Here is a 24,967-nt window from a genome sequence, read left to right on the forward strand (position 1 = left end):
CTCCTCCCCCCCCCCCTCACCCCCCCCCCCCCCCCCCCCCCCCCCCCCCCCCCCCCCCCCCCCCCTCCCCCCCCCCCCCCCCCCCCCCCCCCCCCCCCCACTGTGCTGCCGTGGTGGTGCACCGCCGCTCCCGCGGCGGGCGGTCTCACTGGTGGCGGTACATCTCCGCGACCAGGAAGGCCAGGTCCAGCGACTGGCTGCGGTTGAGCCGCGGGTCGCAGGCCGTCTCGTAGCGCTGGTGCAGATCGTCGACGAAGATCTCGTCGCCGCCGCCCACGCACTCCGTGACGTCGTCGCCGGTCAGCTCGACGTGGATGCCGCCCGGGTGCGTGCCGAGGCTCTTGTGGACCTCGAAGAAGCCCTTGACCTCGTCCAGCACATCGTCGAAGCGGCGGGTCTTGTGACCCGAGGCCGCCTCGAAGGTGTTGCCGTGCATCGGGTCGCAGATCCACGCGACCTGGGCACCGGAGGCGGTGACCTTCTCGACCAGCTCGGGGAGCTTGTCGCGGACCTTGTCCGCGCCCATGCGGGTGATGAAGGTCAGCCGGCCCGGCTCACGGTCCGGGTCGAGGCGCTCGATGAGGGTGAGCGCGTCCTGCGGCGTGGTCGTCGGACCGAGCTTCACACCGATCGGGTTGCGGATGCGCGAGGCGAATTCCAGGTGCGCGCCGTCGAGCTGACGGGTGCGCTCGCCGATCCAGACCATGTGGCCGGAGACGTCGTAGAGGTCGCCGGTGCGCGAGTCGGTGCGGGTCAGCGCCGACTCGTAGTCCAGGATCAGCGCCTCGTGGGAGGCGTAGAACTCGACGGTGCGGAACTCCTCCGGGTCGACCCCGCAGGCGTTCATGAAGTTCATCGCGCGGTCGATCTCGCGGGCCAGCGCCTCGTAGCGCTGCCCGGAGGGCGAGGACTTCACGAAGTCCTGGTTCCAGGCGTGCACCTGGCGCAGGTCGGCGTAGCCACCGGTGGTGAAGGCGCGCACCAGGTTCAGCGTCGCCGCGGAGGCGTGGTACATCCGCTTCAGCCGCTGCGGGTCCGGGATGCGGGCCGCCTCGGTGAACTCGAAGCCGTTGACGGAGTCGCCGCGGTAGGTCGGCAGCGTCACGCCGTCGCGGGTCTCGGTCGGCTTGGAGCGCGGCTTGCTGTACTGGCCGGCGATCCGGCCGACCTTGACCACCGGGACGGACCCGGCGTAGGTGAGGACGGCTCCCATCTGCAGGAGCGTCTTGAGCTTGTTTCGGATGTGCTCGGCGGATACGGCGTCGAAGGCCTCCGCGCAGTCGCCGCCCTGAAGCAGGAACGCCTCACCACGGGCGACGGCTCCCAGGCGCTCGCGCAACTGGTCGCACTCGCCCGCGAAGACGAGCGGCGGATAGGACTCGAGCTCCGCGATCACATCGCGCAGAGCCTCTTGGTCCGGCCAGTCAGGCTGCTGCGCCGCGGGCAGGTCTCGCCAGGTGTTGCCACCGGCGTGGGTTTCAGCGTTCACGGTCACATGGCCAACATTACGGGGTCATCCGGAGGTGTCCTTTGTGCGCCCGGACTTTGAGACGCACTCCACTCGACGCCGCCCGAGCCCGGACATTCCGCGGCCGGTGCCCCGCTCACTCCGGCGGGAAATCCTCCGGCCCGCCCCGGGCGAGGTCCGCCAGGGTGTCGAGCGCCCGGGCCAGCTCCTGGGGGGCGGGTCCGGCCAGCGCGATACGGAGGGCGTGGGGGGCCGGGCCGGGGCCCTGGGTGCCCTCCGCCGCGACGGCGAAGGCGGCGGCCGGCGTGACGGCGATCCCGCGTCGCGCGGCGGCCGCCAGGAACGTCTCGGCGCGCCACCGGCCCGGCAGCTCCCACCAGGCGAAATAGGCGCGCGGGTCGGCGCGCACGGCGAAGTCCGCCAGCCGCTCGCGGACGAGGGCCTGGCGGGCGGCGGCGTCCCGGCGCTTGGCGGCGACGACTTTCTCCAGGGTGCCGTCGGTCATCCACCGGGTGACGGCCTCCAGCGCGAAGCCGGTGGCGGTCCAGCCGCCGGAGCGCAGGGCGGCGGCGAGCCGGTCGGTGTGGGACGGGGGTGCCAGGGCGATCCCGGCGGTGAGTCCCGGGGCGAGGCGTTTGGAGAGGCTGTCGATGACGATCGTGCGGTCCGGCGCGAGGGCGGCCAGGGAGGGGTGCGGGCCGGTGGCCTCGCTGTCACCGGCACCGGCGGCGTCGTCATCTTGGTCACCGTCGTCGTCTTGGTGGAGGAAGCCCCAGACGGCGTCCTCCACCGCCCACAGGTCCAGTTCGTCGAGGGTGGCGGCGAGCTCGGCGCGGCGGGCGGCGGGCATCGTCACGCCGAGCGGGTTGTGCAGGGTGGGCTGGAGGTAGAGGGCGCGCAGCGGGGCCGCGCGGTGGGCGGCGCGTACGGCGTCCGGGCACAGCCCCCGCTCGTCCATGGCGAGCGGGACGAGGGTGATGCCGAGACGGGCGGCGATGCCCTTGATCATCGGGTAGGTGACGGCCTCGACGCCCAGGCGGGCGCCGGGCGGCACCAGGCAGGCGAGCGCGCCGGCCACCGCCTGCCGGCCGTTGCCGGCGAAGCGGACCAGGCCGGGGTCGGGGCGCGGGCCCGTGCCCGCGAGCAGGGCCGCCGCGGCGGAGCGCGCGGCGGCGGTGCCGGCCGGACCGGCCGGGCGCAGGGCGGCGCCGAGGGCGTCGGGGCGCAGCAGCGGCGCGAGGCCGGCGGCGAGCAGCTCGGACTGCTCGGGGACGACGGGGTAGTTGAGTTCGAGGTTGACGGGTACGGCGGCGGCCGGTTCGGCCAGCGCGGGCCCCGGTGCGTGCTGGGCGGCGCGGACGTAGGTGCCACGGCCGACCTCGCCGACGGTCAGCCCGCGGCGGGCGAGTTCGCGGTAGACGCGGGTGGCGGTGGAGTCGGCGATGCGGTGGGTGCGGGCGAAGGCGCGCTGGGTGGGGAGGCGGTCGCCGGGGCGCAGCTCGCCGGCGGTGATCTGCGCCGCGACGGCGTCGGCGATGCGGTGGAAGTCCCGCGCGGTCATGGCCCGCCTCTCGTTGCTCCCGCCCGGCGGGGTCCGCGTCCCGGGCCTGGTCCGGCCCGTCAACGGGGGACGCTAGACGGGCGGCGGGGAGCGGGCAATCCCCTTCCCGCGCGGGCACGGCGCGGGCACGGCACGGACCGCCGGCGGCCCTTCCCGGTGGGTGGACACCGCGCCGCCGCGCGCCCGGGCATCCGGTAGGGTGCGCCGCATGCTCGCGCAACCAGCCATGAACAGGAACTGGTGGTGGACCGCTCATCCGGCGGCCCACTGATTCGCGCGCACACCACACACTTCGCGAAGGCCGCCCGAGGGGCGGCCTTCGTCGTTCGCGGCGGGCCGTTCCTCCTCTCCCGGAAGGAACCCCGCCATGCACCGCGAGCCCCTCGATCCCCCCTCCGCCGCCGCGCTCGTCGCGCGCCTGCTCGACCCCGCGTGCCCCCCGTTCGCCCTGCTGCGCCGCCGCTCCCCCGGGCGGGAGGCGGCCGACACCGTCGAGGTGCTGATCGGCGAGGTGACGGAGGTCGAGCGACTGGCCGACATCCCGCTGGGCGAGGGGGCGGTGAAGGAGCCGGTGACCGACGCGCTCGCCCTGATCCCGTTCCGGCAGATCCGCGAGCGCGGCTTCCGGGCTCACGACGACGGCACACCGCTGGCCGTACTGCGCCCCCGCGAGACGTACGAGCTGACGCTGGAGGAGGCGCTCGCGGCCCTGCCGGCGCACCGGGTCCGGGTGACAGACGGCGCGTTCGACGTGAGCGACGAGGCGTACGCGCGGAGCGTGGGGCGGGTGGTGCGCGAGGAGATCGGCAGCGGCGAGGGCGCCAACTTCGTGATCCGCAGGACGTTCGAGGGCACCATCGCGGACTTCGGGGCGGCCGACGCGCTGGCGCTGTTCCGGCGGCTGCTGGCCGGTGAGCGAGGCGCCTACTGGACGTACGTCGTGCACCGTTCCGGGGTGCGCACCCTGGTCGGGGCCAGCCCCGAGGTGCACGTGCGGATGACCGGCGGCACGGTCGTGATGAATCCGATCAGCGGCACCTACCGCTACCCGGCCGGCGGGCCGACGCCGGAGAGCCTGCTGGCCTTCCTCGGCGACCGCAAGGAGGTCGAGGAGCTGTCCATGGTGGTGGACGAGGAGCTGAAGATGATGTGCACCGTCGGCGACCAGGGCGGTGTGGTCATCGGGCCCCGGCTCAAGGAGATGGCGCACCTCGCGCACACCGAGTACGAGCTGCGCGGCCGCTCCACCATGGATGTGCGCGAGGTGCTGAAGGAGACGATGTTCGCGGCGACGGTCACCGGCTCGCCGGTGCAGAACGCCTGCCGGGTCATCGAGCGCCATGAACCGGTCGGCTCCGACGGGCGCGGCCGCGGCTACTACGCGGGCGCGCTGGCGCTGATCGGCCGGGACGCGAGCGGCGCGCAGACCCTGGACTCGCCGATCCTGATCCGTACCGCCGACATCGCCGCGGACGGAAAGCTGCGGGTGCCCGTCGGCGCCACCCTGGTTCGCGCCTCCGACCCGGCCGCGGAGGTCGCCGAGACGCACGCCAAGGCCGCCGGCGTCCTCACCGCCCTCGGGGTGCGGCCCGCGCCGGAGCGGGCCAGGGCGGCCGGGGAGGCGCCGCGGCTGGCCGACGATCCGCGGGTGCGGGCCGCGCTGGACGCCCGCCGCGCCGACCTCGCCCCCTTCTGGCTGCGGATGCGGACCACCGAACCGACCGCGGCGCTGCGCGGCCACGCCCTGGTCGTGGACGCCGAGGACACCTTCACCGCGATGCTGGCGCACCTGCTGCGCACCTCGGGGCTGGCCGTCACCGTCCGCCGCTACGACGAGCCGGGGCTGCGCGAGGCGGCCCGGGCGCACGAGGGCCCGATCGTGCTGGGCCCCGGTCCCGGCGATCCGTCCGACGCCGCGGACCCCAAGATGCGCCTGCTGCGCGCGCTGACCGCGGAACTGCTCACCGGTCACCGCCACGGCCTGCTCGGCGTCTGCCTCGGGCACGAACTGCTCGCCGCGGAGCTCGGGCTGGAGATCGTGCGCAAGGACGTGCCGTTCCAGGGCGCCCAGGAGAGCGTCGACTTCTTCGGGCGGCCCGAGACGGTCGGCTTCTACAACACCTTCACGGCCCGCTGCGACGACACCACGGCCACCGAACTGGCCATGCACCGCGTGGAGTTGAGCCGGGACGCGGTGACCGGCGACGTGCACGCGCTGCGCGGCCCCGGTTTCGCGGGTGTGCAGTTCCACCCGGAGTCGGTACTGACACTGGACGGCTCGGCGGTCATCGCCCAGTTGCTGGCAACTGTCCTCGTGTGACGAGCATGTTCTCGTTGGTGCGGCCGGCCAGATAGTCCTCGATGTTGCGCACGGTGGTCCCCGTGATCTGGTCGACCGCTTCGACGGTGAAGTACGCCTGGTGCGAGGTGACCAGGACGTTGGAGAACGTCATCAGGCGGGCGAGGGTGTCGTCGCTGATGACGTCCAGCGACTTGTCGTGGGAGAAGAGCCCGGCCTCCTCCTCGTAGACGTCCAGGCCGACGCCGCGGAGCCGGCCGGCCTTCAGCGTCCGTACCAGGGCCGCGGTGTCGACGAGGCCGCCGCGGCTGGAGTTGACCAGGACGGCGTCGTCCTTCATGGCGGCCAGCGCGGCGGCGTCGATGAGGTGCCGGGTGGACTCGACCAGCGGCAGGTGCAGGCTGAGCAGGTCCGCCTCGGCGAACAGCCGCTCCAGACCGGTGTACGCCATCCCCAGCTCGACGCAGCGGGGGTTCTCGGTGAGGTCCCAGCCCAGCAGGTTCATGCCGAAGCCGTGGGCGATCCGGGTGAACGCCTCGCCGATCCTGCCGGTGCCGAGCACGCCGACCGTACGGCCGCGCAGGTCGCGGCCCATGAGGCCGTCCAGCCGGAAATCGAAGTTACGGGTGCGGTTGGCGGCCGGCACCAGGCGCCGGTTGACGGCCAGCGCCAGGCCCCAGGCGAACTCCGCGACCGAATAGGGCGAGTAGGACGCGACGCGGCCGACGCTCATTCCGAGGTCGGCCGCGGCCTGGAGATCGATGTTGTTGAAGCCCGTGGAGCGCTGGGCGATCATCTTCGTGCCGCCCGCCGCGAGGGATTGCAGCACATCGGCACAGAGATCGGCGTCGACGCCGGAGGTGACGATCTCGTAGTCGTGCGCGATGGGGGCGGTGTCGCGGTTGAGGAAGACGTCCAGGCAGCGGACCTGGTGCCGGCCGGCGAAGGCCGCCTCCAGCACGGGCCGCTCGTCCGCCCGCACGCCGAACGCCAAGATCTCCACGGTGCTCCCCGTCCTCCTGAGTGTCCGCCGGTTCAGCCGAAGAAGACGCCGGCCTCGGAGTAGAGGGCCGGGTCGACCGTCTTCAGCTTGGCGGTGGCCTCCGCGATCGGCACCCGGACGATGTCCGTTCCGCGCAGCGCCACCATCTTGCCGAAGTCGCCGTCCCGCACGGCCTCGATGGCGTGCAGTCCGAAGCGGGTGGCCAGCCAGCGGTCGAAGGCGCTGGGGGTGCCGCCGCGCTGGGTGTGGCCGAGCACGGTGGTGCGGGCCTCCTTGCCCGTACGCCGCTCGATCTCCTTGGCCAGCCACTCCCCCACGCCCGACAGCCGGACGTGTCCGAAGGAGTCGGTGGATCCGTCCTTGAGGACCATCTGGCCGTCCTTGGGCATCGCGCCCTCGGCGACGACCACGATGGGGGCGTAGCGGACCTTGAAGCGCGAGTCGATCCAGCCGCAGACCTGCTCGATGTCGAAGCGCTGCTCGGGGATGAGGATGACGTTGGCCCCGCCGGCCAGGCCGGAGTGCAGGGCGATCCAGCCGGCGTGCCGGCCCATCACCTCGACGACCAGGACCCGCATGTGCGATTCGGCGGTGGTGTGCAGCCGGTCGATGGCCTCGGTGGCGACGCCGACGGCGGTGTCGAAGCCGAAGGTGTAGTCCGTGGCGGAGAGGTCGTTGTCGATGGTCTTGGGCACGCCGACGCAGGGCACGCCGTATTCGCCGGAGAGCCGGGTGGCGACGCCCAGGGTGTCCTCGCCGCCGATCGTGATCAGCGCCTCGACCTCCTGCTTGGCCAGGTTGTCCTTGATCCGGCGGACGCCGTCGGGCGCCTTGAAGGGGTTGGTCCGCGAGGAGCCGAGGATGGTTCCGCCGCGGGGCAGGATGCCGCGGACCGCGGCGATGTCCAGCGGCGTGCTGTCCCCCTCCAGCGGGCCGCGCCAGCCGTCCCGGAAGCCGACGAAGTCGTATCCGTACTCCTGGGTGCCCTTGCGGACGATGCCCCGAATCACCGCGTTCAGACCGGGGCAGTCGCCACCACCGGTCAGCACTCCGACCCGCATCGCTGCTTCACCTACATCCCGTCAGTGGCCGCGCACGGCCATGAATGAGCCGACCCCGTCACGCTAATGGTGATTTGGGTCGCTTCGGGAAGGGTTGTACGCCGATTGCTTTGGTTTTTCCGGGAGTTGAGCGGAAGCGTTCACCCGTACGAGCGGGTCGTCGCGGGCCGCGGGTGACGACGCGCCGCTACGCGTCGTCCAGGCCCCGCTCGATGGCGTACCGCACCAGCTCCACACGGTTGTGCAACTGGAGCTTGCCCAGGGTGTTCTGGACGTGGTTCTGCACCGTGCGGTGGGAGATGACCAGCCGCTCGGCGATCTGCTTGTACGACAGGCCCTTGGCCACCAGGCGCAGCACCTCGGTCTCCCGGTCCGTGAGCTGCGGGGCGCCCGGCTCGTCCGGCGCGGCCGGGGCGGGGTCGGTCGCCAGCCGCCGGTACTCGCCCAGCACCAGGCCCGCGAGGCCGGGCGTGAACACCGGGTCGCCGGCGGCGGTGCGCCGCACCGCGTCCAGGAGTTCGCCGGTGCTCGCCGACTTCAGCAGATAGCCGGTCGCGCCGGACTTGACGGCCTCCAGGACGTCGGCGTGCTCACCGCTCGCGGAGAGCACCAGCACCCGCAACGCCGGGTTGGCGCCGACGAGTTCCTTGCAGACCTGGACGCCGGGCAGGCCCGGCAGATTGAGGTCCAGGACCAGCACGTCGGGCACCACGGCCTGTGCCCGGCGCACCGCCTGGAGACCGTCGCCGGCCGTCGCGACGACGTCGAACCCGGCCTCGGCCAGATCCCGCGCGACCGCGTCCCGCCACATCGGGTGGTCGTCGACCACCATCACCTTCAGGCCCGTCGGCTCACTCACGCTCTCGCCTTCCCCCGCCTTCCGCCCTCGGGCGCGGTGCCCTTGGGGACCTTCAACTCCACTTCGGTGCCCTGGCCGGGGACGGAGACCCACTCGGCGCTGCCGTCCAGGTCCCGCAGCCGCCCGCGGATGGACAGGGCGACGCCGAGGCGGCCCTCGCGTTCGGCGTCGGCGAGCCGCCCCTCGGGGATGCCCGGGCCGTCGTCGCGGACCGTCACGATCACCGCGTCCGGTTCGTCCTCCACCAGGATCCACGCGCGGGCGGCGGCCCCCACGTGCACCCGCACATTGTCCAACGCCGCTCCGACGGCGGCCGCCAACTCCGCCGCGGCGGCGGCCGGCAGCTCGACCGGGGCGCCGGGCTCGGAGAAGGTGACGCCGGCGTTCGCGTACGGCGCGAGCAGGGCGCGCAGGTCGCAGCGGCCGCCGGGGGTGGGGGGCGCGGGGGCGGGCCCGGCGGCGGGCGCGGTCGGGGCAGGGTCGGCCGGCCGCGTCGGGCGGGGCCGCGGCACCAGGCCGCTGGAGACCAGGGTGCGCAGGGCGACCTCCTGTTCCCCCGCCATCCGGCCGAGTTCGGCCGCCTCACCGCCGATCGCGGCGCCGCGGCGCTGCACCATCGCCAGGACCTGGAGCACGCTGTCGTGGATGTCGCGGGCCAGCCGCTCCCGTTCGCGGGTGGCGGCCTCGATCTGGAGGGCGCGGGCGAGGGTGCGCTCACTGGCGCGGGCCACCTCGACGACGTAGCCGATGGCGACGCTGGCCACCCACACCAGTACGACGTTGTGGATGGTGTCGCGGGCCAGTTCCTGGCGTTCGACGAGATTGGCGACGGCCACTGCACTGGAGGCGACCGCGGCCCACCGCCAGCCGCCCTTGATCGCGAAGCCGAGGACGGCGCCGGCGGTCCAGATGGACGGCAGGGTGGGCGCGCCGTCCATGATGCGGGCGTGGCTGTCGACCAGCGGCGTCAGGAGGATGCCGCCGACCGCGAAGCCGAGGTCGGCGACGAGGAAGCGGCGGGTGCAGCGCTCGGCCGACGTCGTGCGCCGCCAGGTGAGGATCATCCAGAGGGTGAGGGCGGCCATGTAGGCGGCGGCGCCCAGCGGGTGGGCGTACTTGCCGTAGGAGAGGCCGACCAGGACGAGGGTGTAGAGGAGGGTCAGGACGCGGTAGCCGGTGAGCGCGCGCCACAGCGGGAGTTCGACGGACATCCGCACCACCTGCGGCTGCCTGCCCCTGCCGCCGGTGACCGCGCCGCGGCGCACCGTCGTTATGTCCGCGTCCGTCATGCCGGCCCCCACCCCTCGCCGGGCACGTCTACGCCCCGGCCTCGGCCTTGCCGTTGTCCGTGCCGTTGTCCGTGCCGTCGCCCTTGCCCGCGGCCCTGCCCCTGCCCTTGCCCGCGCCGGCCTTGTGGGCCCGGTCCGCCTCGGCCTTCCGCTTCGCCTCCGCCGCCTTCGCCTGGTCGGCGAGCTGCCGCTTGGCGGCCGTGGCGTAGATGTCGACGTACTCCTGGCCGGACAGCTTCATGATCTCGTACATCACCTGGTCGGTGACCGACCGCAGGATGAAGCGGTCGCCCTCCATGCCCTGGTAGCGCGTGAAGTCCAGCGGCTTGCCGATGCGGATGCCCGGCCGGATCATCTTCGGGACGATCTTGCCCGGGGGCTGCACCTTCTCCGTGTCGATCATCGCGACGGGGATCACCGGGGCGCCGGTGGCCAGCGCGACCCGCGCCAGTCCGCCGGGCTTGCCGCGGTAGAGCCGGCCGTCAGGTGAGCGGGTGCCCTCGGGGTAGATGCCGAACAGCTCGCCCCGCTCCAGCACGTCGATACCGCTCTTGATCGCCGCCTCGCCCGCGCCGCGGGCGCCCGAGCGGTCGACCGGGAGCTGGCCCACGCCCTTGAAGAACGCGGCCGTCAGCTTCCCCTTCACACCCGGGGAGGTGAAGTATTCGGCCTTCGCGATGAAGGTGACCTTGCGGTCGAGGACCGCGGGCAGGAAGAAGGAGTCCGAGAAGGACAGATGGTTGCTCGCGAGGATCGCCGGACCCTCCGCGGGAATGTTCTCGATGCCTTCCACCCAGGGGCGGAAGGCAAGCTTCAGCGGCCCGCCGATGGAAAACTTCATTGCGCCGTAGATCAACCGACTGCCTCCTGTGTGTGACGCAAAGACCTTAACCTGCCGCGGCGGCCCCCTCGCCGCGCCGGTGCCGCTTGCGGCACTTCCCGGCCGGGCGGGGCCGCCCCGGCGGGCCCCCGGCGGGCGGCGCCGGACCTACCCGGCCGCCCCCGCTCCGCGTACCCTGGGGTAACTCGCCAGACCCCCTTATCGATCGGAGTTCCCCGGTGCCGCTCCTTCCCGGAGCCGAGCCGTTCCGCCGTGACGGCGGAGAGGTCGGCGTCCTTTTGTGCCACGGCTTCACCGGCTCCCCCCAGTCCCTCCGCCCCTGGGCCGAATATCTCGCCGACCGCGGACTGACCGTCTCCGTACCGCTGCTGCCCGGCCACGGCACCCGCTGGCAGGACATGCAGGTCACGACCTGGCAGGACTGGTACGCGGAAGTGGACCGCGAGCTGCGGGCGCTGACCGAACGCTGCACGAAGGTCTTCGTCTGCGGGCTGTCGATGGGCGGCGCGCTGGCGCTGCGGCTGGCGGCGCATCACGGCGATGCCATCAGCGGCGTGGCCGTGGTCAATCCGGCCAACCGGGTGCACGACAAGGCGGGGGCGGCGCTGCCCGTGCTGCGCTACGTCCTGCGCACCACCAAGGGCATCGCCAGTGACATCGCCAAGCCGGGGGCGGCCGAGGTCGGCTACGCCCGCACCCCGCTGCACGCCGCGCATTCGCTGCGCAGGTTCTTCCTCCAGGTGGACACCGAACTCCCGCGCGTCACGCAGCCGTTGCTGGTGATGACCAGTCCGCAGGACCACGTCGTACCGCCCCGGGACTCCGAGCGCATCCTCGGCCGGGTGTCGTCCACCGACGTCCGCCAGACGCTGCTGGAGCGCAGCTACCACGTCGCGACGCTCGACCACGACGCGGAGCAGATCTTCCAGGACAGCTTCGCCTTCATCACCCGGCTCGCCCCCGAGGTGGCCGCGGGCGCGGTCGCAGAGGGGACGACGGCCAGTGGCGGAGCGTAGTCCCCGCGACCCCCGGGACCCGCTGGACGAAGAGGCCGCGTGGGCCGAGATCGTGGCGGGCTACGGCGAGCAGCCGCGGTTCCCGGCGGACGGCGACGGCGACGAGGCGGACGGCCGTGAGGCGGACGGCGGCCCGGGCGGGACGGGCGGCCGGGAGGCGCGCCCGGGTGGCTCGGCCGGCCCGGCCGGCATCCCCGGCATCCCCGGGGTCCCCGGGGCCCTGGACCTGACCGAGCCCGCCGCGGACGGCGCGGGCGCGGCGGCGGGCGGGGAGAAGTCCGGCGGCGCGGCGGCCGCGGGCGCGTCCGACGACGCGGACACCGCCGGGGCGTCCGGCGGGACGGCGGACGGCGGCACGGACACGGACGGCGCGCGGCCGGAGTCCGGCGCCCCGCGCGGCGCGTCCGGCGACGCCGTGGGCAGCTTCATCGTCTACGCGCCCGGCGTCGGGCCGCGCGACTGGAGCGCCGCCGAGGCGTCCGACGACGATTTCGACGAAACCGACGAGGGGCATTTCACGCCGCCCGAGCCGCCGCCGCTGCCGCCGGCCGATGTCACCGCCAAGTTCGCCTGGATCGCGGTGCTGGGCGGCCCGCTGCTGCTGGTGGTGATGGTGCTGCTCCAGCAGCCGGTGACGTGGTGGATCACGGTGCTGGGCATCGGCGGCTTCCTCGGGGGTTTCGCCACGCTGGTGGCCCGGATGAAGCAGGACGACGAGGACGACGACGGGATGCCGGGCGGCGGCGCGGTGGTGTAGCGCCGGCGCGGCGGCGGAGCGCCCTGGCACCGGGCTCCCGCCGCCCTTCGGCCGCTGCCCTCTCCGGCCGCCCGCCGTCAGGTCTGCCGGCCGCCTTCAGGTGCGCCGGGGACGCGCAGGGCCGCCAGGACCGGCAGATGGTCGGTGGCGGCCCGCAGATCCGCCTCGCGCACGCCGGGCAGCCCGTGCGGCACACCGCAGCCCAGGACTTCCACGCCCGGCGTGGTGAACACCGCGTCGATCCGCTGGTGCGGGTCGGCGGGCGTCGAGGTGCACTCCCCGCCCCACGGCTTCGCCGCCCAGGCGTCGGTGAGCGTCCGCGCCAGCCGCCCGAAACTGCGGCCCTCCGGCCGGTCGTTGAGGTCGCCGGCGACGACGGCGTACGGCACGTCCCACCGCGCGAGGCGGTCCAGCAGCAGCCCGGCCTGGTCGTAGCGCTCCCGGGCGGAGAGGCTGAGGTGGCAACTGAGCACGCCGAACCGGGCGCCCCCGACGCGGACCACGGCGGTGGCGAGGCCGCGCTGGTGCAGCCCGGGCGTGCGGGGCAGCAGGATGTCCTCGGTGTGCTCCACGTGGGCGCGCAGCGAGGAGAGGATCATCGGGCCGGCGGTGGTGCCGCCGCCGGTGACGTACACCAGGCCCGTGGCGCGGGCCAGCCGCTCCGCGGCCTTGCGCCAGCGGAAGAACCGCGGCGCCTCCTGGACGAGCAGGAGATCGGGGGCGCAGGCCCGCACGACCCGGGCCAGGGCCGCCCGGTCGTCGCGCAGGGAGCGGATGTTGTAGCTCAGCACCCGGATCACCGCCGAACCGTCGGGATCCGTACGGGAGTCGGGCAGGGAGATCACGGGGGCGGGTCCTCTCGCCGCGGGCGTCACGCGGGCCAACATAGACCACCGCCCGCCGCGTCCCGGGCGGGACGCGGCGGGCGGTGCCGTACCGATGGGCCCCCGGCGGGTCAGCCCTGGCGCGCCAGGTCGGCGGCACCGACCAGGCCGGCCTTGCCGCCGAGCTGGGCGGCCAGCACCTGGGCGTGCGGGCGCCATTGGTTGCCGACCAGCCAGCGGCGGAAGGACTTGCGGATCGGGCCGAGGACCAGCTCGCCCTCGTCCGAGACGCCGCCGCCGACGATGAAGGCGGACGGGTCGAAGAGGGAGGCGAGGTCGGCCAGGCCCGCACCCGCCCAGCGGGCCAGTTCGCGGAAGGAGTCGATGGCGACCGGGTCGCCCTGGCGGGCGGCCTCGCTGATGTGGCGGCCCTCGATGCCCTCGGAGGTGCCGTCGCCCAGCGCGAGGAGGACCGCGGCGTTCTCGGGGGTGGCGAAGGCGCGCTGGCGGGCGTAGCGCAGCAGGGCCCGGCCGGAGGCGTACTGCTCCCAGCAGCCCTGGCTGCCGCAGCCGCAGAGCAGGCCGTCGGGGACCACCCGGATGTGGCCGAATTCGGCGGCGACGCCGAAGCGGCCGCGGCGCAGCTTGTTGCCGATGATGATGCCGCCGCCCAGGCCCGTGCCGAGCGTGATGCAGATGACGTCGCTGTGACCCTGGCCGGCGCCGAATTTGTACTCGCCCCAGGCGGCGGCGTTGGCGTCGTTCTCGACCACCACGGGGAGCCCGACGCGCTGCTCGACCTTGTCCTTGAGCGGTTCGTGGCGCCAGTCGATGTTCGGCGCGAAGAGGACCGTGGCCCGCTTCTCGTCGACGTAGCCCGCCGCGCCGATGCCGACGGCCTCGACCCGGTGGCCGGCCCCGACCGTCCTGATGGCGTCCGCGATGGCCTCGGTCAGCGCGTCGGTGGACGGCGGCGTCGCTACCTTGCACGTCTCAAGGATCGAGCCCTCTTCGTCGACCACGCCGGCCGCGATCTTCGTGCCGCCGATGTCGACGCCGATGGTGAGTCCCATGTGTCCCTCAGTTTTTCGCTCGAACCCCGCCGGGACCAACCGTACCGGAGGCGGGGACACCTCCCCTGGCCTCCCGGTGAGCCGGCCTCAGTCGAGATCGATCCGCTCGGTGCCGGTGGGGCCGTCGTCGTCGCGCCGGCGGCCGTCGCCTTCGGAGTCCTCGGCGGCGCCGGGGCGGTCGGTGAAGTCCTCGCGGGTCCAGCGGCGCTCGCTGCCCTCGACCGCCGAGCGGTAGGCGGCGAGGAGTTCGGAGCCGGCGGCGGCGAGGTGGTCGAAGATCTCGGGGTTGCGCTCGATGACCGGCTCGACGGCGGCCTTGGCCTGCTTGAACAGTTGGTTGACGGCGCCCTGCGCGGCGATCCCGCCCAGCGCGCCGGGCAGTTGGATGGCGCTGAGCTTGTCGGTCACGGCCTCGGCGAGCTTGCGCAGTTCCTCGGCGGCGGTACCCGGCTGCGGGCCGTAGGTGGCGCGGCGCCGGGCCTGCTCGGCCGCGAGGTCCTCGGCGCAGGCCGTGTGCCAGGCGTCGGCGTCGGGCTCGGCGGCCTCGGCGTCGGCGGGGCGCTCGGTGGCATCACTCATGATGATCTCCGTGGACTCCCGCGGCGAGGCGGGGTGCGGCAAAACGGACGGGCACGACTTACCCCCGACGTTACCCGAACGGTGGTACGGCGTTCAGTGGCTCTTGGGCCACAGGTCGGGATCGGGGGTGAACCGGATGTCCAGGACGCCGTCGCGCAGCCCGGCGCCGGAGACGGTGCAGCGGCGCAGGGCGGAGGGCAGGGTGCGGATGCGCCGGAAGCGGCCGGCGCTCACGACGATCTCGTCGCCGCGGCGCACCAGGTGCAGCCCGTCCCGCTCGGCGCCCGGCAGCGGCACCCGCCACACCAGGATGCCGTCGGTGGCCAGGCGGTCCTCGACGGTCCAGGGGTCGGGCCGGGGCCCGGCGGGGCCGGTTCCGTCGGCCTCGCGGGTGCCGTCGCTCTCCCCGATCTCGCCGGCCGGTCCGTCGATCAGCTCCTCCAGTTCCACGACGCCCTGGGGGTCGCGGCCCAGGTGCGGCACCTCGTGGACGGGGACGTCGGGGAATTCCTCGCGCAACTGCTTCAGTGCGGTGCGCTGGTTGTGGGCGAGGCCGGCGAGGAAGGGGTCGGCGGAGCCGGTGGGCAGCAGGCGGTTGACGAGGACGCCGTCGGTGCGGCGGCCGTGCAGGGCGAGGCCGGCGCGCAGGGTGCGCAGGGTCGCGGCGGCGACCGGGCCGGCGTCGGTGACCAGGCGGACGGAGGTGCCGGGGGCGTCGATCACCTGCTGGACGGCGGCGAGTTCGCTCTCCCAGCGCTCGGCCGCCTCGTACAGCTTCTGGGCGGGCATGGGGACGCCGGCGAGCTGGGCGAGGACGGGGCGCAGGGCGCGGGCCGCCTGGCGTTCGGCGGGCAGCAGGCGGCGCAGATAGCGGCGGACCTGGGCGGGCAGGGCGAGCAGTCGAATCGTTTCGGCGGCCGGCGGCATGTCGACGACGACCCTGTCCCAGTCGCCCGAGGCGTGTTCGGTGCGCAGGGCGTGCAGCAGCGCGAACGCCTCGGAGCCGGGGAGTTCGGTGAGTTCGTCCTCGTCCAGGGGGGCGGCGCCGAGCAGGTCCAGGGCGGTGCCGGCGCGCTCCTGGAAGGCCAGGAACTCCTGGCGGAAGCGGTCGCCGGGGTCGATGCGGCGGACGTGCAGGCCGGGGGTTATCAGGGTGGCCGCGTCCGCGCCGAGGCGCGTGCACAGCACCGCTTCGGGAGCGGCGCTCTCGGTCGTGAGCAGCAGTACGCGCGCTCCCCGCCGGGCTCCGGCCAGGGCGGTCGCGGCGGCGAGCGTGGTGCGGCCCGCGCCGCCGGGGCCCGTGACGAGGACGATGCGCACGCTCAGAGCTTCTCGGCCTCGTCGGCGGGCGCGCCCGGGGCGTCGGGGCCGCTCTCGACGCGCTTCTTCAGGCCCGCCAGCGCGCGGTCGATGATGACCTTCTCCGCCTTGCGCTTGATCATGCCGAGCATCGGGATCTTGACGTCGACGGTGAGCTGGTAGGTCACCTCGGTGGCCGCGCCGCCGCTGACCGGGGCGAGGCGGTAGGAGCCGTCCAGGGCGCGCAGCATCTGCGACTTGACCAGGGACCAGCTCACCTCGTTCTCGCCGGTCCAGGTGTAGGCGAGGGTGTGGTCGTCCTTGATGGCGCCGGCGTCCAGCAGCAGACGCACCTGCTCGGCGCGGCCGCGGGCGTCCTTGGCGAGCACCTCGGCCTCCTTGACCTCTCCGGTCCACTCCGGATAGCGGTCGAAGTCGGCGATCACTGCCATCACCTCGGCGGGTGCCGCCTCGATCGTGATGCTCGAGCTGGTGTGTTCGGCCATCGCCGTGACTCCTCCATGCCGCTTCATGCCGGTCAGCCGACTCGCGTCAAACTCGTGTCTGTGCTGCTGAAGGCTACCGCGCGGGCGAAGCCGGGCGGACACCAGCGGGGGCCGGGCCCACGGGGCCGCCGGATACCGGCCACCGCGTCGTGCGACCGGAGTCGGACGGGCGGTGGCCACGCCCCGGGAAGGTTCACCACCGCAGGACGTACGGCGTCCCCGTGGCGTTGAAGTGCCCGACATTGACGCATTCCGTACCCCCGACGCGGACCCGGCGGGCCAGCGGCTGGTGGACGTGGCCGAAGAGGGAGTAGCGCGGCCGGGTGGTGCGGATGGCGTGCAGCAGCGCCGCGCTGCCGCGTTCGAAGCGGCGGGCGACGGTGTCGTAGCAGAGCTCGGGGACGTCCGGGGGGATGTGGGTGCACAGCACGTCCACCTCGCCGACGGCCTCGACCTTGGCGGCGTACTCCTCGTCGCTGATCTCGTAGGGGGTGTTCATCGGTGTGGTCAGTCCGCCCCCGACGAAGCCGAAGACGCGGCCGCCGATCTCCACCCGCTGCCCGTCGAGGACGGTGGTGCCGGGCCCCGCGTACTCGGGCCACAGGCGCGGGATGTCGACATTGCCGTAGGTGGCGTACGTGGGGCTGGGCAGGGCCGCGAAGAGTTCGGCGTACTGCTTGCGGACGGCCAGCTCGATCAGGGACTGGCGGCTCACGCCCGCCCGCTCCCGCTCGCTCCACAGCCGGCGGCCCAGTTCGCGGGCCTCCTCGAAGCGGCGGGCGGTGCGCAGTTCGACGAGCGCGCGGGCGTTCTCCGCGCCGAACAGTTCGGGGAAGATGCCGCGCGAATGGTCGGCGTAATCGAGGAAGAGCACCAGGTCACCGAGGCAGACCAGGGCGTCGGCGCCGGCTCCGGCCGCCGCGAGATCCCGGCTGTTCCCATGGACGTCACTGACCACATGCACACGCATGGCGTCACCCTAGGCCCCGCGGGCCGCGGTCGGGAGGGGGCCCGGACCTGCGGTTACTTTCGGGTCACCGACCCGCTGGTCTAGTCTTCGCGGAGCAGTCCGTGGCGTGTACGAAAGCGTGTGACGCATAAAACATCTGGGCGTGACCCCCTATCCCTGGAGCAATACCGGTGGGTAACGTCCGGGCAGTCCAATCCCCCGCACGACATGGACCGCAGCCGGTGTACACACAGCGTCGTGGCGCCGGCGCCAATGAGGAGCAGCAGTCTTGCGCGAGTTCAGCCTTCCGGCCCTGTACGAGGTCCCCGCGGACGGCAATCTGACGGATCTCATCCGCCGAAATGCCGCGCAGCACCCTGATGTCGCCGTCATGGGCCGCAAGGTGAACGGTGAATGGCAGGACGTCACCGCCACCACCTTCCTCGCCGAGGTCCGCGCCGCGGCCAAGGGCCTGATGGCATCCGGGATCCAGCCCGGCGACCGCGTCGGCCTGATGTCGCGCACCCGCTACGAGTGGACCCTGCTGGACTTCGCCATCTGGAGCGCCGGCGCGATCACCGTCCCGGTGTACGAGACCAGTTCCGCCGAGCAGATCCAGTGGATCCTCGGCGACTCCGGCGCGGTGGCCTGCCTGGTGGAGTCCCCCGCGCACGAGGCCACCGTCGAGTCGGTCCGCGACCGGCTGCCGGACCTCGCGAACATCTGGCAGATCGAGCGGGACGCCCTCGCCCGGCTGCGCGCCGCGGGCGACGGCATCACCGACGACGAGGTCGACGCCCGCAGCGCGCTCGCCGACGCGGACTCGCCCGCCACGATCGTCTACACCTCGGGCACCACCGGCCGCCCCAAGGGCTGTGTGCTCAGCCACCGCAGCTTCTTCGCGGAGTGCGGCAACGTCGTCGAGCGACTGCGGCCGCTGTTCCGCACCGGCGACTCCTCGGTGCTGCTCTTCCTGCCCGTCGCCCACGTCTTCGGCCGGCTGGTGCAGGTGGCCTCGGTGATGGCCCCCATCAAGCTGGGCCACGCGCCCGACATCAAGCACCTCACCGACGATCTGGCCTCCTTCCGGCCGACGATGATCCTGGGCGTGCCGCGGGTCTTCGAGAAGGTCTACAACTCGGCGCGGGCCAAGGCGCAGGCCGACGGCAAGGGCAAGATCTTCGACAAGGCGGCGGACACCGCGATCGCCTACAGCCGCGCGCTGGAGACCCCCGAAGGCCCGCCCTTCGGGCTGAAGGTGAAGTACAAGGTCTTCGACCGGCTCGTCTACGGCAAGCTGCGGTCCGTCCTCGGCGGCCGCGCCACGCACGCCATCTCGGGCGGCGCCCCGCTCGGTGAGCGCCTGGGCCACTTCTTCCGCGGTATCGGCTTCACCGCGCTGGAGGGCTACGGGCTGACGGAGTCCTGTGCGGCGACCGCCTTCAACCCGTGGGACCGGCAGAAGATCGGTACGGTCGGCCAGCCGCTGCCCGGCTCGGTGGTGCGGATCGCCGACGACGGCGAGGTGCTGCTGCACGGCGAGCACCTGTTCAGCGGCTACTGGAACAACGAGTCGGCGACCGCGGAGTCCCTGTCCGACGGCTGGTTCCACACCGGCGACATCGGCACCCTGGACGAGGACGGCTACCTCGCCATCACCGGCCGCAAGAAGGAGATCCTGGTCACCGCGGGCGGCAAGAACGTCGCGCCGGCCGTGATCGAGGACCGGATCCGGGCGCACGCCCTGATCGCCGAGTGCATGGTCGTCGGCGACGGCCGGCCCTTCATCGGCGCGCTGGTCACCCTCGACGAGGAGTTCCTGCCGCGCTGGGCCGAGGAGCACGGCCACCCGGCCGGGGTGACACCGGCCGAGATCTCCGCCGACCCCGAGCTGCTGGCCGCCGTGCAGCGCGCGGTCGACGACGGCAACGCGGCGGTCTCGAAGGCCGAGTCGGTGCGCAAGTTCCGTATCCTGCCGACCCAGTTCACCGAGGAATCCGGTCACGTCACGCCGTCGCTGAAGCTCAAGCGGAACGTCGTGGCGAAGGACTTCGCCGAGGAGATCGAGGCGATCTACCGCGGTTAGCCACGGGTGAGCCGACGGGCGCCGGGCGCGTCCCGGCTCCCACCGGAATCCGCCGTCACGGTCGCGCGCCGTGGCGGCGGTTTCCTTTTCCGCCACCGCCACCGCCACCGCCACCGCCACCGCTTCAGCGCACCGCCGCTACAGCAGTTCCTTGAGCCGCTCCGCGAGCAGGTCCCAGCGCCACTTCTCCTCCACCCAGGCCCGGCCGCGCTCACCCATCCTGCGGCGCAGCGCCGGGTCCTTGAGCAGGGCGACGACGCGGTCGGCGGCGTCGGCGGGGGAGCCGCCCGGCACCACCCAGCCGGTCTCGCCGTCCAGCACCGCGTCCGGTGCGCCGCCGGAGTCGCCGGCCACGACGGGCAGCCCGGTGGCGGACGCCTCCAGGTAGACGATGCCCAGGCCCTCGACGTCGAGGCCGCCGCGGCGGGTGCGGCACGGCATCGCGAACACGTCACCGGCGCCGTAGTGGGCCGGCAGCTCCTCCCACGGCACCGCGCCGGTGAAGCGGACCGCGTCCCCGACGCCCTTCGCCGCGGCCAGCGCGCGCAGTTCCTTCTCGTACGGGCCGCCGCCGACGATCAGCAGCACCGCGTCGGGCACCGCGGCCACGATGGCGGGCATCGCCTCGACGAGGGTGTCCTGGCCCTTGCGCGGCACGAGACGGGAGACGCAGACGACGACCGGCCGGCCGGTGAGCCCGAGGCGGGCGCGTACCTCGTCGCCGCCCGAGCCCGGGTGGAAGGTCTTCTCGTCGACGCCCGGCGGGAGGGGGGTCATCCGCGCGGCGGCCCGCTCGGTGAGCGCGCCGGCGATCCGCGAGCGGGTGTACTCGCCGAGGTAGGTGAGGGTGTCGGTGCCCTCGCCGATGCGGCGCAGCAACTGCCGGGCGGCCGGTAGTTGCGCCCAGGCGGCCTCGTGGCCGTGGGTGGTCGCCACGATGCGGCGGGCGCCGGCCGAGCGCAGCGCGGGGGCCATCAGCCCGAGCGGCGCGGCGGCGCCGAACCACACCGAGGAGCAGCCGTGCTCGCGCAGCAGCGCGGTGGCGCGGCGGGTCACCCGGGGGGTGGGCAGCAGCATCGTCGTACGGTCGCGGATCACCGGGAACGGCTGGTCGGCGTCGAACGCGGCGGTGGCCGCCCGGCCCTCCGCGGTCCGCTTCCAGGTCGAGGCGTAGACGACGACCTCGGTGGGGTCCAGCCGGAGCGCCATGCTGTGCAGGAAGGCCTGGATGCCGCCGGGCCGGGGCGGGAAGTCGTTCGTGACGATCAGGGTCTTGTGCACGATGGTCTCTCGGCGGTCGGGGCGGCGGGTGGTGCGCGCCGGCGGGTCCCGGCGGGTCGGGGCCGACAGTACCCGTCGGCGGCGGGCCGTGCGGGGGGCGGCCCCGCCACGCCGGAGGCCCCTGCGCGGCGGTGACGTGCCCCTACCGGCATCATGCGGGCAGAAGGCCCGGACGGCGGCCCGCCGGGCGGACACGGACGCCGGGGACGGACGGTGCCGGCGGACGGTGGAGGACCGAGGAGATGGCGATGACGGGCGACCGCGGGGCCCCGGGTGGGTGGCGGCTCCCCGTCGCGGTCTGGGCCGCGACGCGCACCCTGCTCCTGCTGTGCGCCCTGCGCGTGCTGGTGCTGCCGGGGCCGGATGTCACCACCGATGTCTCGGTGATCTACCAGGGCTGGTCGCGGGTCCTCAAGAGCGGCACCTTCCCGCTGGACGACGTGACCTGGCAGTATCCGCCGCTCGCCGCCCTCGCCATCCTCTCCCCCGCCCTGCTGCCCTTCCTCGGCTACACCCACGCCTTCTTCGCCCTGATCCTGGTCACGGACGCGGCGGCCCTGGCGCTGTTCCTGCGCGCGGGCCGGCGACCCGGCGCCCGGCGGGCGGGGACCTGGGTGTGGATCGCGGGCGTCGCGCTGCTGGGCCCGACCGCGTACGCCCGCTACGACCTGATGGTGACCGCCGTCGCCGTCGCCGCCCTGTTCGCGGCGGCTCGGCACCCGCGCGTGGCGGGCGCGCTGATCGCGTGCGGCGCGCTGCTGAAGGTGTGGCCGCTGCTGCTGCTGTGCGGGGCGCCGCTGCGCGGCCGCCGGGCCCGCGCCCGGTGGCTCACCGCGGCCGCCACCGCCGCCGGGCTGGCACTGTGCTGCACCGCCGCCGCCCCGGGCGCCTTCGCCTTCCTGGTGTTCCAGCGGGACCGGGGTACGGAGATCGAGTCGCTGGGCGCGCTGGTCTTCCACGCCGCCCGGCATTTCGGGTGGCCGGGTGAGGCGCTGCTGAACTACGGCTCGGTGGAGTTCGTGGGGCCGGGCGTCCCGTTCGTCAGCGCCCTCGCGCAGGCGCTGAGCCTCGCCGCCCTGGGCTGGCTACTGCTGTGGCGGGTGCGCGCCCGGCAGCCGACCGCCACGACGCTCGCCGACGCCGCGTTCGCCGCCACGCTGCTGTTCACCACGACCAGCCGGGTGATCAGCCCGCAGTACCTGCTGTGGCTGGTGGGGCTCGCCGCGGTGTGTCTGACGGCCCGCGCGAGCCGGCAGGCGCCGCCGGCCGTCCTGGTGCTGCTCGCCACCGGGGTGACGCAGCTCGAGTTCCCTGTCTGGTTCGACCATGTCGTGGCCGGCGACGGGCCGGGCGTCACGCTGCTCGTGGTCCGCAACGGCCTGCTGGTCGCCGCGTCGCTGCTGGCCTGCCGCCGGCTGTGGGTGGACACCGGCGCGGAGCGCGGCGGGCGTCCCGGCGCGGGCGTGGCCGTCGCCGGGCCGCGCGGCCGTACGGGGGCGGACGGCGGGGCGCCGGACACCGTGGGCCCGGCCGGAACGTCCGCCCGGGCCGGCGGCGCGGGCCCGGGCGGCGCGTCCGGGAGGCGCTGACCGCCCGGGGGGGCCGCTCAGCGCAACTGCGCCCGTACGTACGCCTGCCACAGCCGGGTGAACTCCGCGATGCCCAGGCCCAGTTGGTCGCGCATCGCGCGCTCCAGCCGGTCGGCGCGGGCGGAGCGGGGCGAGGCGTCCCCGCTCCCGGAGGACACCCGGCCGGGCGAGGCGCGCGGGGTGGGGGGCCGGGTGGCCTCCATGGGCACCGCCACGCTGCCGGCCACCGTCGCGCCGCCGCTGCGGCCCACGGCCCGGTAGAAGGCGATGAGCTTGCCCTCGCCCCACTTGTCGGCGATCATCCGGCAGGCCAGCCAGCCGCCCTCGTAGGCCCTCGCCAGCCGGTCCGCGCCGGCCTTGAAGCCGAAGTCCTCGTCCGTCGGCAGCCCGGCGGGGGGCCGCCCGGTGGCGACGGCCCGGGACAGCTCGGGGGCGGCCGTGGACGCCTTGCGGCGGGTACCGCGGTAGGCGACCCAGTCCGCGAAGCCCTCGGAGAGCCACAGCGGGGTGAGGGCGGTGGTGACCGTGCGGGTGGCGACATGGGTGGTCTCGTGGGTGAGGACGACCCGCCGGCCGAGGTCGTTGAGTTCCTCGTAGGCGCGCGGGTTGACGATCACCCGGTCCGCGGGCGCCGACGCCGACGCCGAGGCGCCCGCCTCGCCGGTCGTGACGGCCGCGATCCCCTCGTAGCCGTCGGGATCGTCGCCGCCCAGGAGCTGCGCCATGCCGGCGACCGAGTCCGGCGCCGCCACCACGACCTTGCGCGACCACGGGCCCTTCCAGGCGGCGGAGACCGCGGGCACCGCCGCGTCCACCCGGTCCGCCAGGTCCCGCAGCCGCACCGGGTCGGCGGCGCCGCCCAGGACCAGGCTGTACCGGCCGCGGACCAGCCGGACCGGGCCCTGGTCCCAGAGCTGGCGGGTGCCGGACTTGCCGGCCCGCGCGCCGTCGGAGTCGGAGGAGATCCGCCAGTGGCCGTCGTGCTCGGTCAGGGTCAGGTACTGCAGGGAGGTGACGGGCGCGGTGTCATAGCCCTTGATGCGGTAGCGCAGCCGCACCTTCGCGGCGAGCCGCTCACCGGTGCCGCCGTCGGGCAGCGGGAACGCGCCGGTGGAGAGCAGGTCGTAGTGCCAGTCGGCCAGCGGCACCGGCGCCAGGTTGCCGAACACCTGCCGCTGCCGGTCGCGGTAACCGGCGGCGTGCGGGTCGACGGCCGCCAGGAAGCCGGCGGCGTCGCGGTCGCGGACGGCCCGGGCCCGGGCGTCGAGCATCCGCTGGACGTCGGGGAACCGGTCGCGTCCGGGCGGCGCGGGCGCGCAGCCGGCGAGCTGGGCGAGCAGCGCGAGCAGCGGCAGGGCGCAGACCGCCGCCGTGGCGCGCGGTGACCGCCGCTGTCCCGTCCGCTGACCTGACATGCGGCCGATCGTATGTGCGGTACGGGCGCGGCAAAACCGCAGGGAGCGACGTCAGGGCCGGGTGATGGAGGAGATCGGCATCATGCCGACCGGGTCGTAGCGCACCCGCGCGCCGGGATAGGGGGCGTGGATGACCTGGCCGTTGCCGACGTACATCCCCACGTGGCTGCCGTCCGAGCGGTAGATGACGAGGTCGCCGGGTTGGGCCTGGTCGAGTGACAGCCGCCGGCCGGCGCCGCGCTGGGCCTGCGAGGTGCGGGGGATGGAGACGCCGGCCCGGCTGTAGGCCCATTGGGTGAGGCCGGAGCAGTCGAAGGCCACGGGCCCGCTGCCTCCCCAGACGTAGGGGGAGCCGACGGCGGCCCGGGCGGCGGCGACGGCCGCCGCGGCCCGTCCTGAGGACGGCAAGGCTCCCAAGAGGTCCGGGAGCACCCCGTCCCGTCCGTCGCCGCGCGAGGCCCGTTCGTAGGCCGCCCGCTCGGCCGCGGGGAGCGCGTTGAGCATCCGTCGCGCGGTGGCGAGCTTGCGCTGGACCTCTTTCTTGTGGCGCGCGACGTCCTTGCGGCCGGCCTCCAGGTCCGCCAGCTTCGCCACCGTCTCCCGGCGCCACTGGTCCAACTCCCGCCGCGCCGACTGGAGTTCCCGCAGTTCGACCGCCTGGGTGCGGTGCAGCCGGTCGAGGGCGGCGGCCTTCTCCAGGTAGGTGTCGGGGCCCTCGGAGAGCAGCAGTTTGACGGTGGGGTCGATGCCGCCCTCGCGGTACTGGGCGGCGACCAGCGCGCCGAGCCGGCCGCGCATGCGGTTGACGCGCTCCTGGGCGCGGGCGGTGCGGTCCTGGAGGCGGGTCACCTCGTGGCGGAGCTTCCCGGCCAGCTCGTCGGCGCCGTTGTACCTCTCGGTGGCCCGCTCGGCCTGCTCGTACAGCTCGTCGATCCGCTCGGCCGTCGCGTCGTGGGCGGGGCCGTCCGCCGGGTCCGCGGACGCGGCGGGCGCGGCGAGCGTGGCGGCCGCGGTCGCGAGAGCCGCGGAAAGGACGGTGACACCGGTGAGGGTGACCGGGCCGGGCTGCGAGGTACGGCGATGGGACACCAAGGGGGCCGCGACTCCTTCCGTGCGCAGCCCCTGCCGCCCGGGAGGGCGGTCGGTGACCGGCAACTGCGCGGGCAGAGAGTAACGGCGCCGGTGCGTACCGGCCAAAGAGCTCCGCCCCCG

General features: G+C 74.2%; 22 protein-coding genes. 6 read left to right on the forward strand and 16 right to left on the reverse strand.

All coding sequences use genetic code 11. The annotated features are described in order from the left end of the window. Positions 1-145: 145 nt before the first annotated feature. Both ACZ45Z_RS32220 and ACZ45Z_RS32225 read right to left on the reverse strand, forming a co-directional pair. Complete coding sequence (locus ACZ45Z_RS32220) at positions 146-1,495, reverse strand: class II 3-deoxy-7-phosphoheptulonate synthase (protein WP_468370105.1); 1,350 nt, start codon at positions 1,493-1,495, stop codon at positions 146-148. 109 nt (positions 1,496-1,604) lie between these two features. Continuing rightward, positions 1,605-3,029 (reverse strand): aminotransferase-like domain-containing protein, encoded by a 1,425-nt coding sequence (locus ACZ45Z_RS32225; RefSeq protein ID WP_468370107.1) that lies wholly within the window; start codon positions 3,027-3,029, stop codon positions 1,605-1,607. 226 nt (positions 3,030-3,255) lie between these two features. Here ACZ45Z_RS32225 and ACZ45Z_RS32230 point away from each other — a divergent pair, with 226 nt between their 5' ends. Continuing rightward, positions 3,256-3,300 carry a trp operon leader peptide gene (locus tag ACZ45Z_RS32230; protein ID WP_450737210.1) on the forward strand — a complete coding sequence of 15 codons (45 nt, stop codon included), beginning with the start codon at positions 3,256-3,258 and terminating at the stop codon, positions 3,298-3,300. 96 nt (positions 3,301-3,396) lie between these two features. Further along, positions 3,397-5,349, forward strand: coding sequence for an anthranilate synthase family protein (locus ACZ45Z_RS32235; RefSeq protein WP_468370110.1), 1,953 nt, complete (start codon positions 3,397-3,399; stop codon positions 5,347-5,349). Here the strand turns inward: ACZ45Z_RS32235 and ACZ45Z_RS32240 are convergent. From ACZ45Z_RS32240 to ACZ45Z_RS32260, 5 genes are all read right to left on the reverse strand, one after another. Beyond that, positions 5,315-6,331, reverse strand: coding sequence for a 2-hydroxyacid dehydrogenase (locus tag ACZ45Z_RS32240; RefSeq protein WP_468370112.1), 1,017 nt, complete (start codon positions 6,329-6,331; stop codon positions 5,315-5,317). The genes ACZ45Z_RS32235 and ACZ45Z_RS32240 overlap by 35 nt on opposite strands. A 32-nt stretch (positions 6,332-6,363) precedes the next feature. Continuing rightward, positions 6,364-7,392, reverse strand: coding sequence for a 6-phosphofructokinase (locus tag ACZ45Z_RS32245; RefSeq protein WP_468370115.1), 1,029 nt, complete (start codon positions 7,390-7,392; stop codon positions 6,364-6,366). Positions 7,393-7,579: 187 nt separating this feature from the next. After that, positions 7,580-8,224, reverse strand: a complete 645-nt coding sequence (locus tag ACZ45Z_RS32250; protein WP_468370195.1) for a response regulator — start codon at positions 8,222-8,224, stop codon at positions 7,580-7,582. A 23-nt stretch (positions 8,225-8,247) separates the two neighbouring features. Further along, positions 8,248-9,540 (reverse strand): MacS family sensor histidine kinase, encoded by a 1,293-nt coding sequence (gene macS / locus ACZ45Z_RS32255; RefSeq protein WP_468370118.1) that lies wholly within the window; start codon positions 9,538-9,540, stop codon positions 8,248-8,250. A gap of 28 nt (positions 9,541-9,568) precedes the next feature. Further along, positions 9,569-10,381 carry a lysophospholipid acyltransferase family protein gene (locus ACZ45Z_RS32260; RefSeq protein ID WP_468370121.1) on the reverse strand — a complete coding sequence of 271 codons (813 nt, stop codon included), beginning with the start codon at positions 10,379-10,381 and terminating at the stop codon, positions 9,569-9,571. A gap of 218 nt (positions 10,382-10,599) precedes the next feature. On the opposite strand from ACZ45Z_RS32260, the gene ACZ45Z_RS32265 reads away from it, so the two are divergent. Continuing rightward, positions 10,600-11,397, forward strand: a complete 798-nt coding sequence (locus ACZ45Z_RS32265; protein WP_468370123.1) for an alpha/beta hydrolase — start codon at positions 10,600-10,602, stop codon at positions 11,395-11,397. Beyond that, positions 11,384-12,154 (forward strand): hypothetical protein, encoded by a 771-nt coding sequence (locus tag ACZ45Z_RS32270; RefSeq protein WP_468370126.1) that lies wholly within the window; start codon positions 11,384-11,386, stop codon positions 12,152-12,154. Before ACZ45Z_RS32265 ends, ACZ45Z_RS32270 begins: the two co-directional genes overlap by 14 nt. A gap of 77 nt (positions 12,155-12,231) precedes the next feature. Here the strand turns inward: ACZ45Z_RS32270 and ACZ45Z_RS32275 are convergent, their stop codons facing one another. The 6 genes from ACZ45Z_RS32275 to ACZ45Z_RS32300 form a co-directional block, all read right to left on the reverse strand. Further along, the gene (locus ACZ45Z_RS32275; RefSeq protein WP_468370130.1) at positions 12,232-13,041 is read right to left on the reverse strand and encodes an endonuclease/exonuclease/phosphatase family protein; all 810 of its coding nucleotides are present in this window, start codon (positions 13,039-13,041) and stop codon (positions 12,232-12,234) included. A 68-nt stretch (positions 13,042-13,109) separates the two neighbouring features. Then, positions 13,110-14,051 (reverse strand): ROK family glucokinase, encoded by a 942-nt coding sequence (locus ACZ45Z_RS32280; RefSeq protein WP_468370134.1) that lies wholly within the window; start codon positions 14,049-14,051, stop codon positions 13,110-13,112. Positions 14,052-14,138: 87 nt separating this feature from the next. Further along, a complete protein-coding gene (locus tag ACZ45Z_RS32285) occupies positions 14,139-14,630 on the reverse strand; it encodes a DUF5304 domain-containing protein (RefSeq protein WP_468370137.1) in 492 nt (163 codons plus the stop codon). A gap of 93 nt (positions 14,631-14,723) precedes the next feature. Next, positions 14,724-15,950 carry an ArsA family ATPase gene (locus ACZ45Z_RS32290; RefSeq protein WP_468370140.1) on the reverse strand — a complete coding sequence of 409 codons (1,227 nt, stop codon included), beginning with the start codon at positions 15,948-15,950 and terminating at the stop codon, positions 14,724-14,726. 2 nt (positions 15,951-15,952) lie between these two features. Further along, entirely contained in the window at positions 15,953-16,435 is a 483-nt protein-coding gene (locus tag ACZ45Z_RS32295) for an SRPBCC family protein (protein WP_468370143.1), read from the reverse strand. 193 nt (positions 16,436-16,628) lie between these two features. Continuing rightward, positions 16,629-17,405, reverse strand: coding sequence for a metallophosphoesterase family protein (locus ACZ45Z_RS32300; RefSeq protein WP_468370146.1), 777 nt, complete (start codon positions 17,403-17,405; stop codon positions 16,629-16,631). 268 nt (positions 17,406-17,673) lie between these two features. Between ACZ45Z_RS32300 and ACZ45Z_RS32305 the strand changes: the two genes are divergently transcribed. Further along, the gene (locus ACZ45Z_RS32305; RefSeq protein WP_468370148.1) at positions 17,674-19,470 is read left to right on the forward strand and encodes an AMP-dependent synthetase/ligase; all 1,797 of its coding nucleotides are present in this window, start codon (positions 17,674-17,676) and stop codon (positions 19,468-19,470) included. Positions 19,471-19,608: 138 nt separating this feature from the next. Here ACZ45Z_RS32305 and ACZ45Z_RS32310 read toward each other — a convergent pair whose 3' ends face one another. After that, a complete protein-coding gene (locus ACZ45Z_RS32310) occupies positions 19,609-20,751 on the reverse strand; it encodes a glycosyltransferase family 4 protein (protein ID WP_468370150.1) in 1,143 nt (380 codons plus the stop codon). A 248-nt stretch (positions 20,752-20,999) separates the two neighbouring features. Here ACZ45Z_RS32310 and ACZ45Z_RS32315 point away from each other — a divergent pair, with 248 nt between their 5' ends. Beyond that, positions 21,000-22,340 (forward strand): glycosyltransferase 87 family protein, encoded by a 1,341-nt coding sequence (locus ACZ45Z_RS32315; protein ID WP_468370152.1) that lies wholly within the window; start codon positions 21,000-21,002, stop codon positions 22,338-22,340. A 17-nt stretch (positions 22,341-22,357) separates the two neighbouring features. On the opposite strand, the gene ACZ45Z_RS32320 is transcribed toward ACZ45Z_RS32315, so the two are convergent. Both ACZ45Z_RS32320 and ACZ45Z_RS32325 read right to left on the reverse strand, forming a co-directional pair. After that, positions 22,358-23,755 (reverse strand): hypothetical protein, encoded by a 1,398-nt coding sequence (locus ACZ45Z_RS32320; protein ID WP_468370155.1) that lies wholly within the window; start codon positions 23,753-23,755, stop codon positions 22,358-22,360. 51 nt (positions 23,756-23,806) lie between these two features. Then, a complete protein-coding gene (locus ACZ45Z_RS32325; RefSeq protein ID WP_468370158.1) occupies positions 23,807-24,847 on the reverse strand; it encodes an NlpC/P60 family protein in 1,041 nt (346 codons plus the stop codon). Between the last annotated feature and the right edge of the window lie 120 nt (positions 24,848-24,967).

Source organism: Streptomyces sp. NPDC031210, from assembly GCF_055570395.1.

Bases quoted from the DNA above. Each gene is read 5' to 3' on its own strand.
- ACZ45Z_RS32260 (WP_468370121.1), bottom strand. From the start codon at position 10,381: ATGAAGTTTTCCATCGGCGGGCCGCTGAAGCTTGCCTTCCGCCCCTGG.
- ACZ45Z_RS32320 (WP_468370155.1), bottom strand. From the start codon at position 23,755: ATGTCAGGTCAGCGGACGGGACAGCGGCGGTCACCGCGCGCCACGGCG.
- ACZ45Z_RS32275 (WP_468370130.1), bottom strand. From the start codon at position 13,041: ATGTTGGCCCGCGTGACGCCCGCGGCGAGAGGACCCGCCCCCGTGATC.
- ACZ45Z_RS32295 (WP_468370143.1), bottom strand. From the start codon at position 16,435: ATGGCCGAACACACCAGCTCGAGCATCACGATCGAGGCGGCACCCGCC.
- ACZ45Z_RS32250 (WP_468370195.1), bottom strand. From the start codon at position 8,224: ATGGTGGTCGACGACCACCCGATGTGGCGGGACGCGGTCGCGCGGGAT.
- ACZ45Z_RS32245 (WP_468370115.1), bottom strand. From the start codon at position 7,392: ATGCGGGTCGGAGTGCTGACCGGTGGTGGCGACTGCCCCGGTCTGAAC.
- ACZ45Z_RS32235 (WP_468370110.1), top strand. From the start codon at position 3,397: ATGCACCGCGAGCCCCTCGATCCCCCCTCCGCCGCCGCGCTCGTCGCG.
- macS (WP_468370118.1), bottom strand. From the start codon at position 9,540: ATGACGGACGCGGACATAACGACGGTGCGCCGCGGCGCGGTCACCGGC.
- ACZ45Z_RS32280 (WP_468370134.1), bottom strand. From the start codon at position 14,051: ATGGGACTCACCATCGGCGTCGACATCGGCGGCACGAAGATCGCGGCC.
- ACZ45Z_RS32285 (WP_468370137.1), bottom strand. From the start codon at position 14,630: ATGAGTGATGCCACCGAGCGCCCCGCCGACGCCGAGGCCGCCGAGCCC.
- ACZ45Z_RS32225 (WP_468370107.1), bottom strand. From the start codon at position 3,029: ATGACCGCGCGGGACTTCCACCGCATCGCCGACGCCGTCGCGGCGCAG.
- ACZ45Z_RS32300 (WP_468370146.1), bottom strand. From the start codon at position 17,405: ATGCGTGTGCATGTGGTCAGTGACGTCCATGGGAACAGCCGGGATCTC.
- ACZ45Z_RS32315 (WP_468370152.1), top strand. From the start codon at position 21,000: ATGACGGGCGACCGCGGGGCCCCGGGTGGGTGGCGGCTCCCCGTCGCG.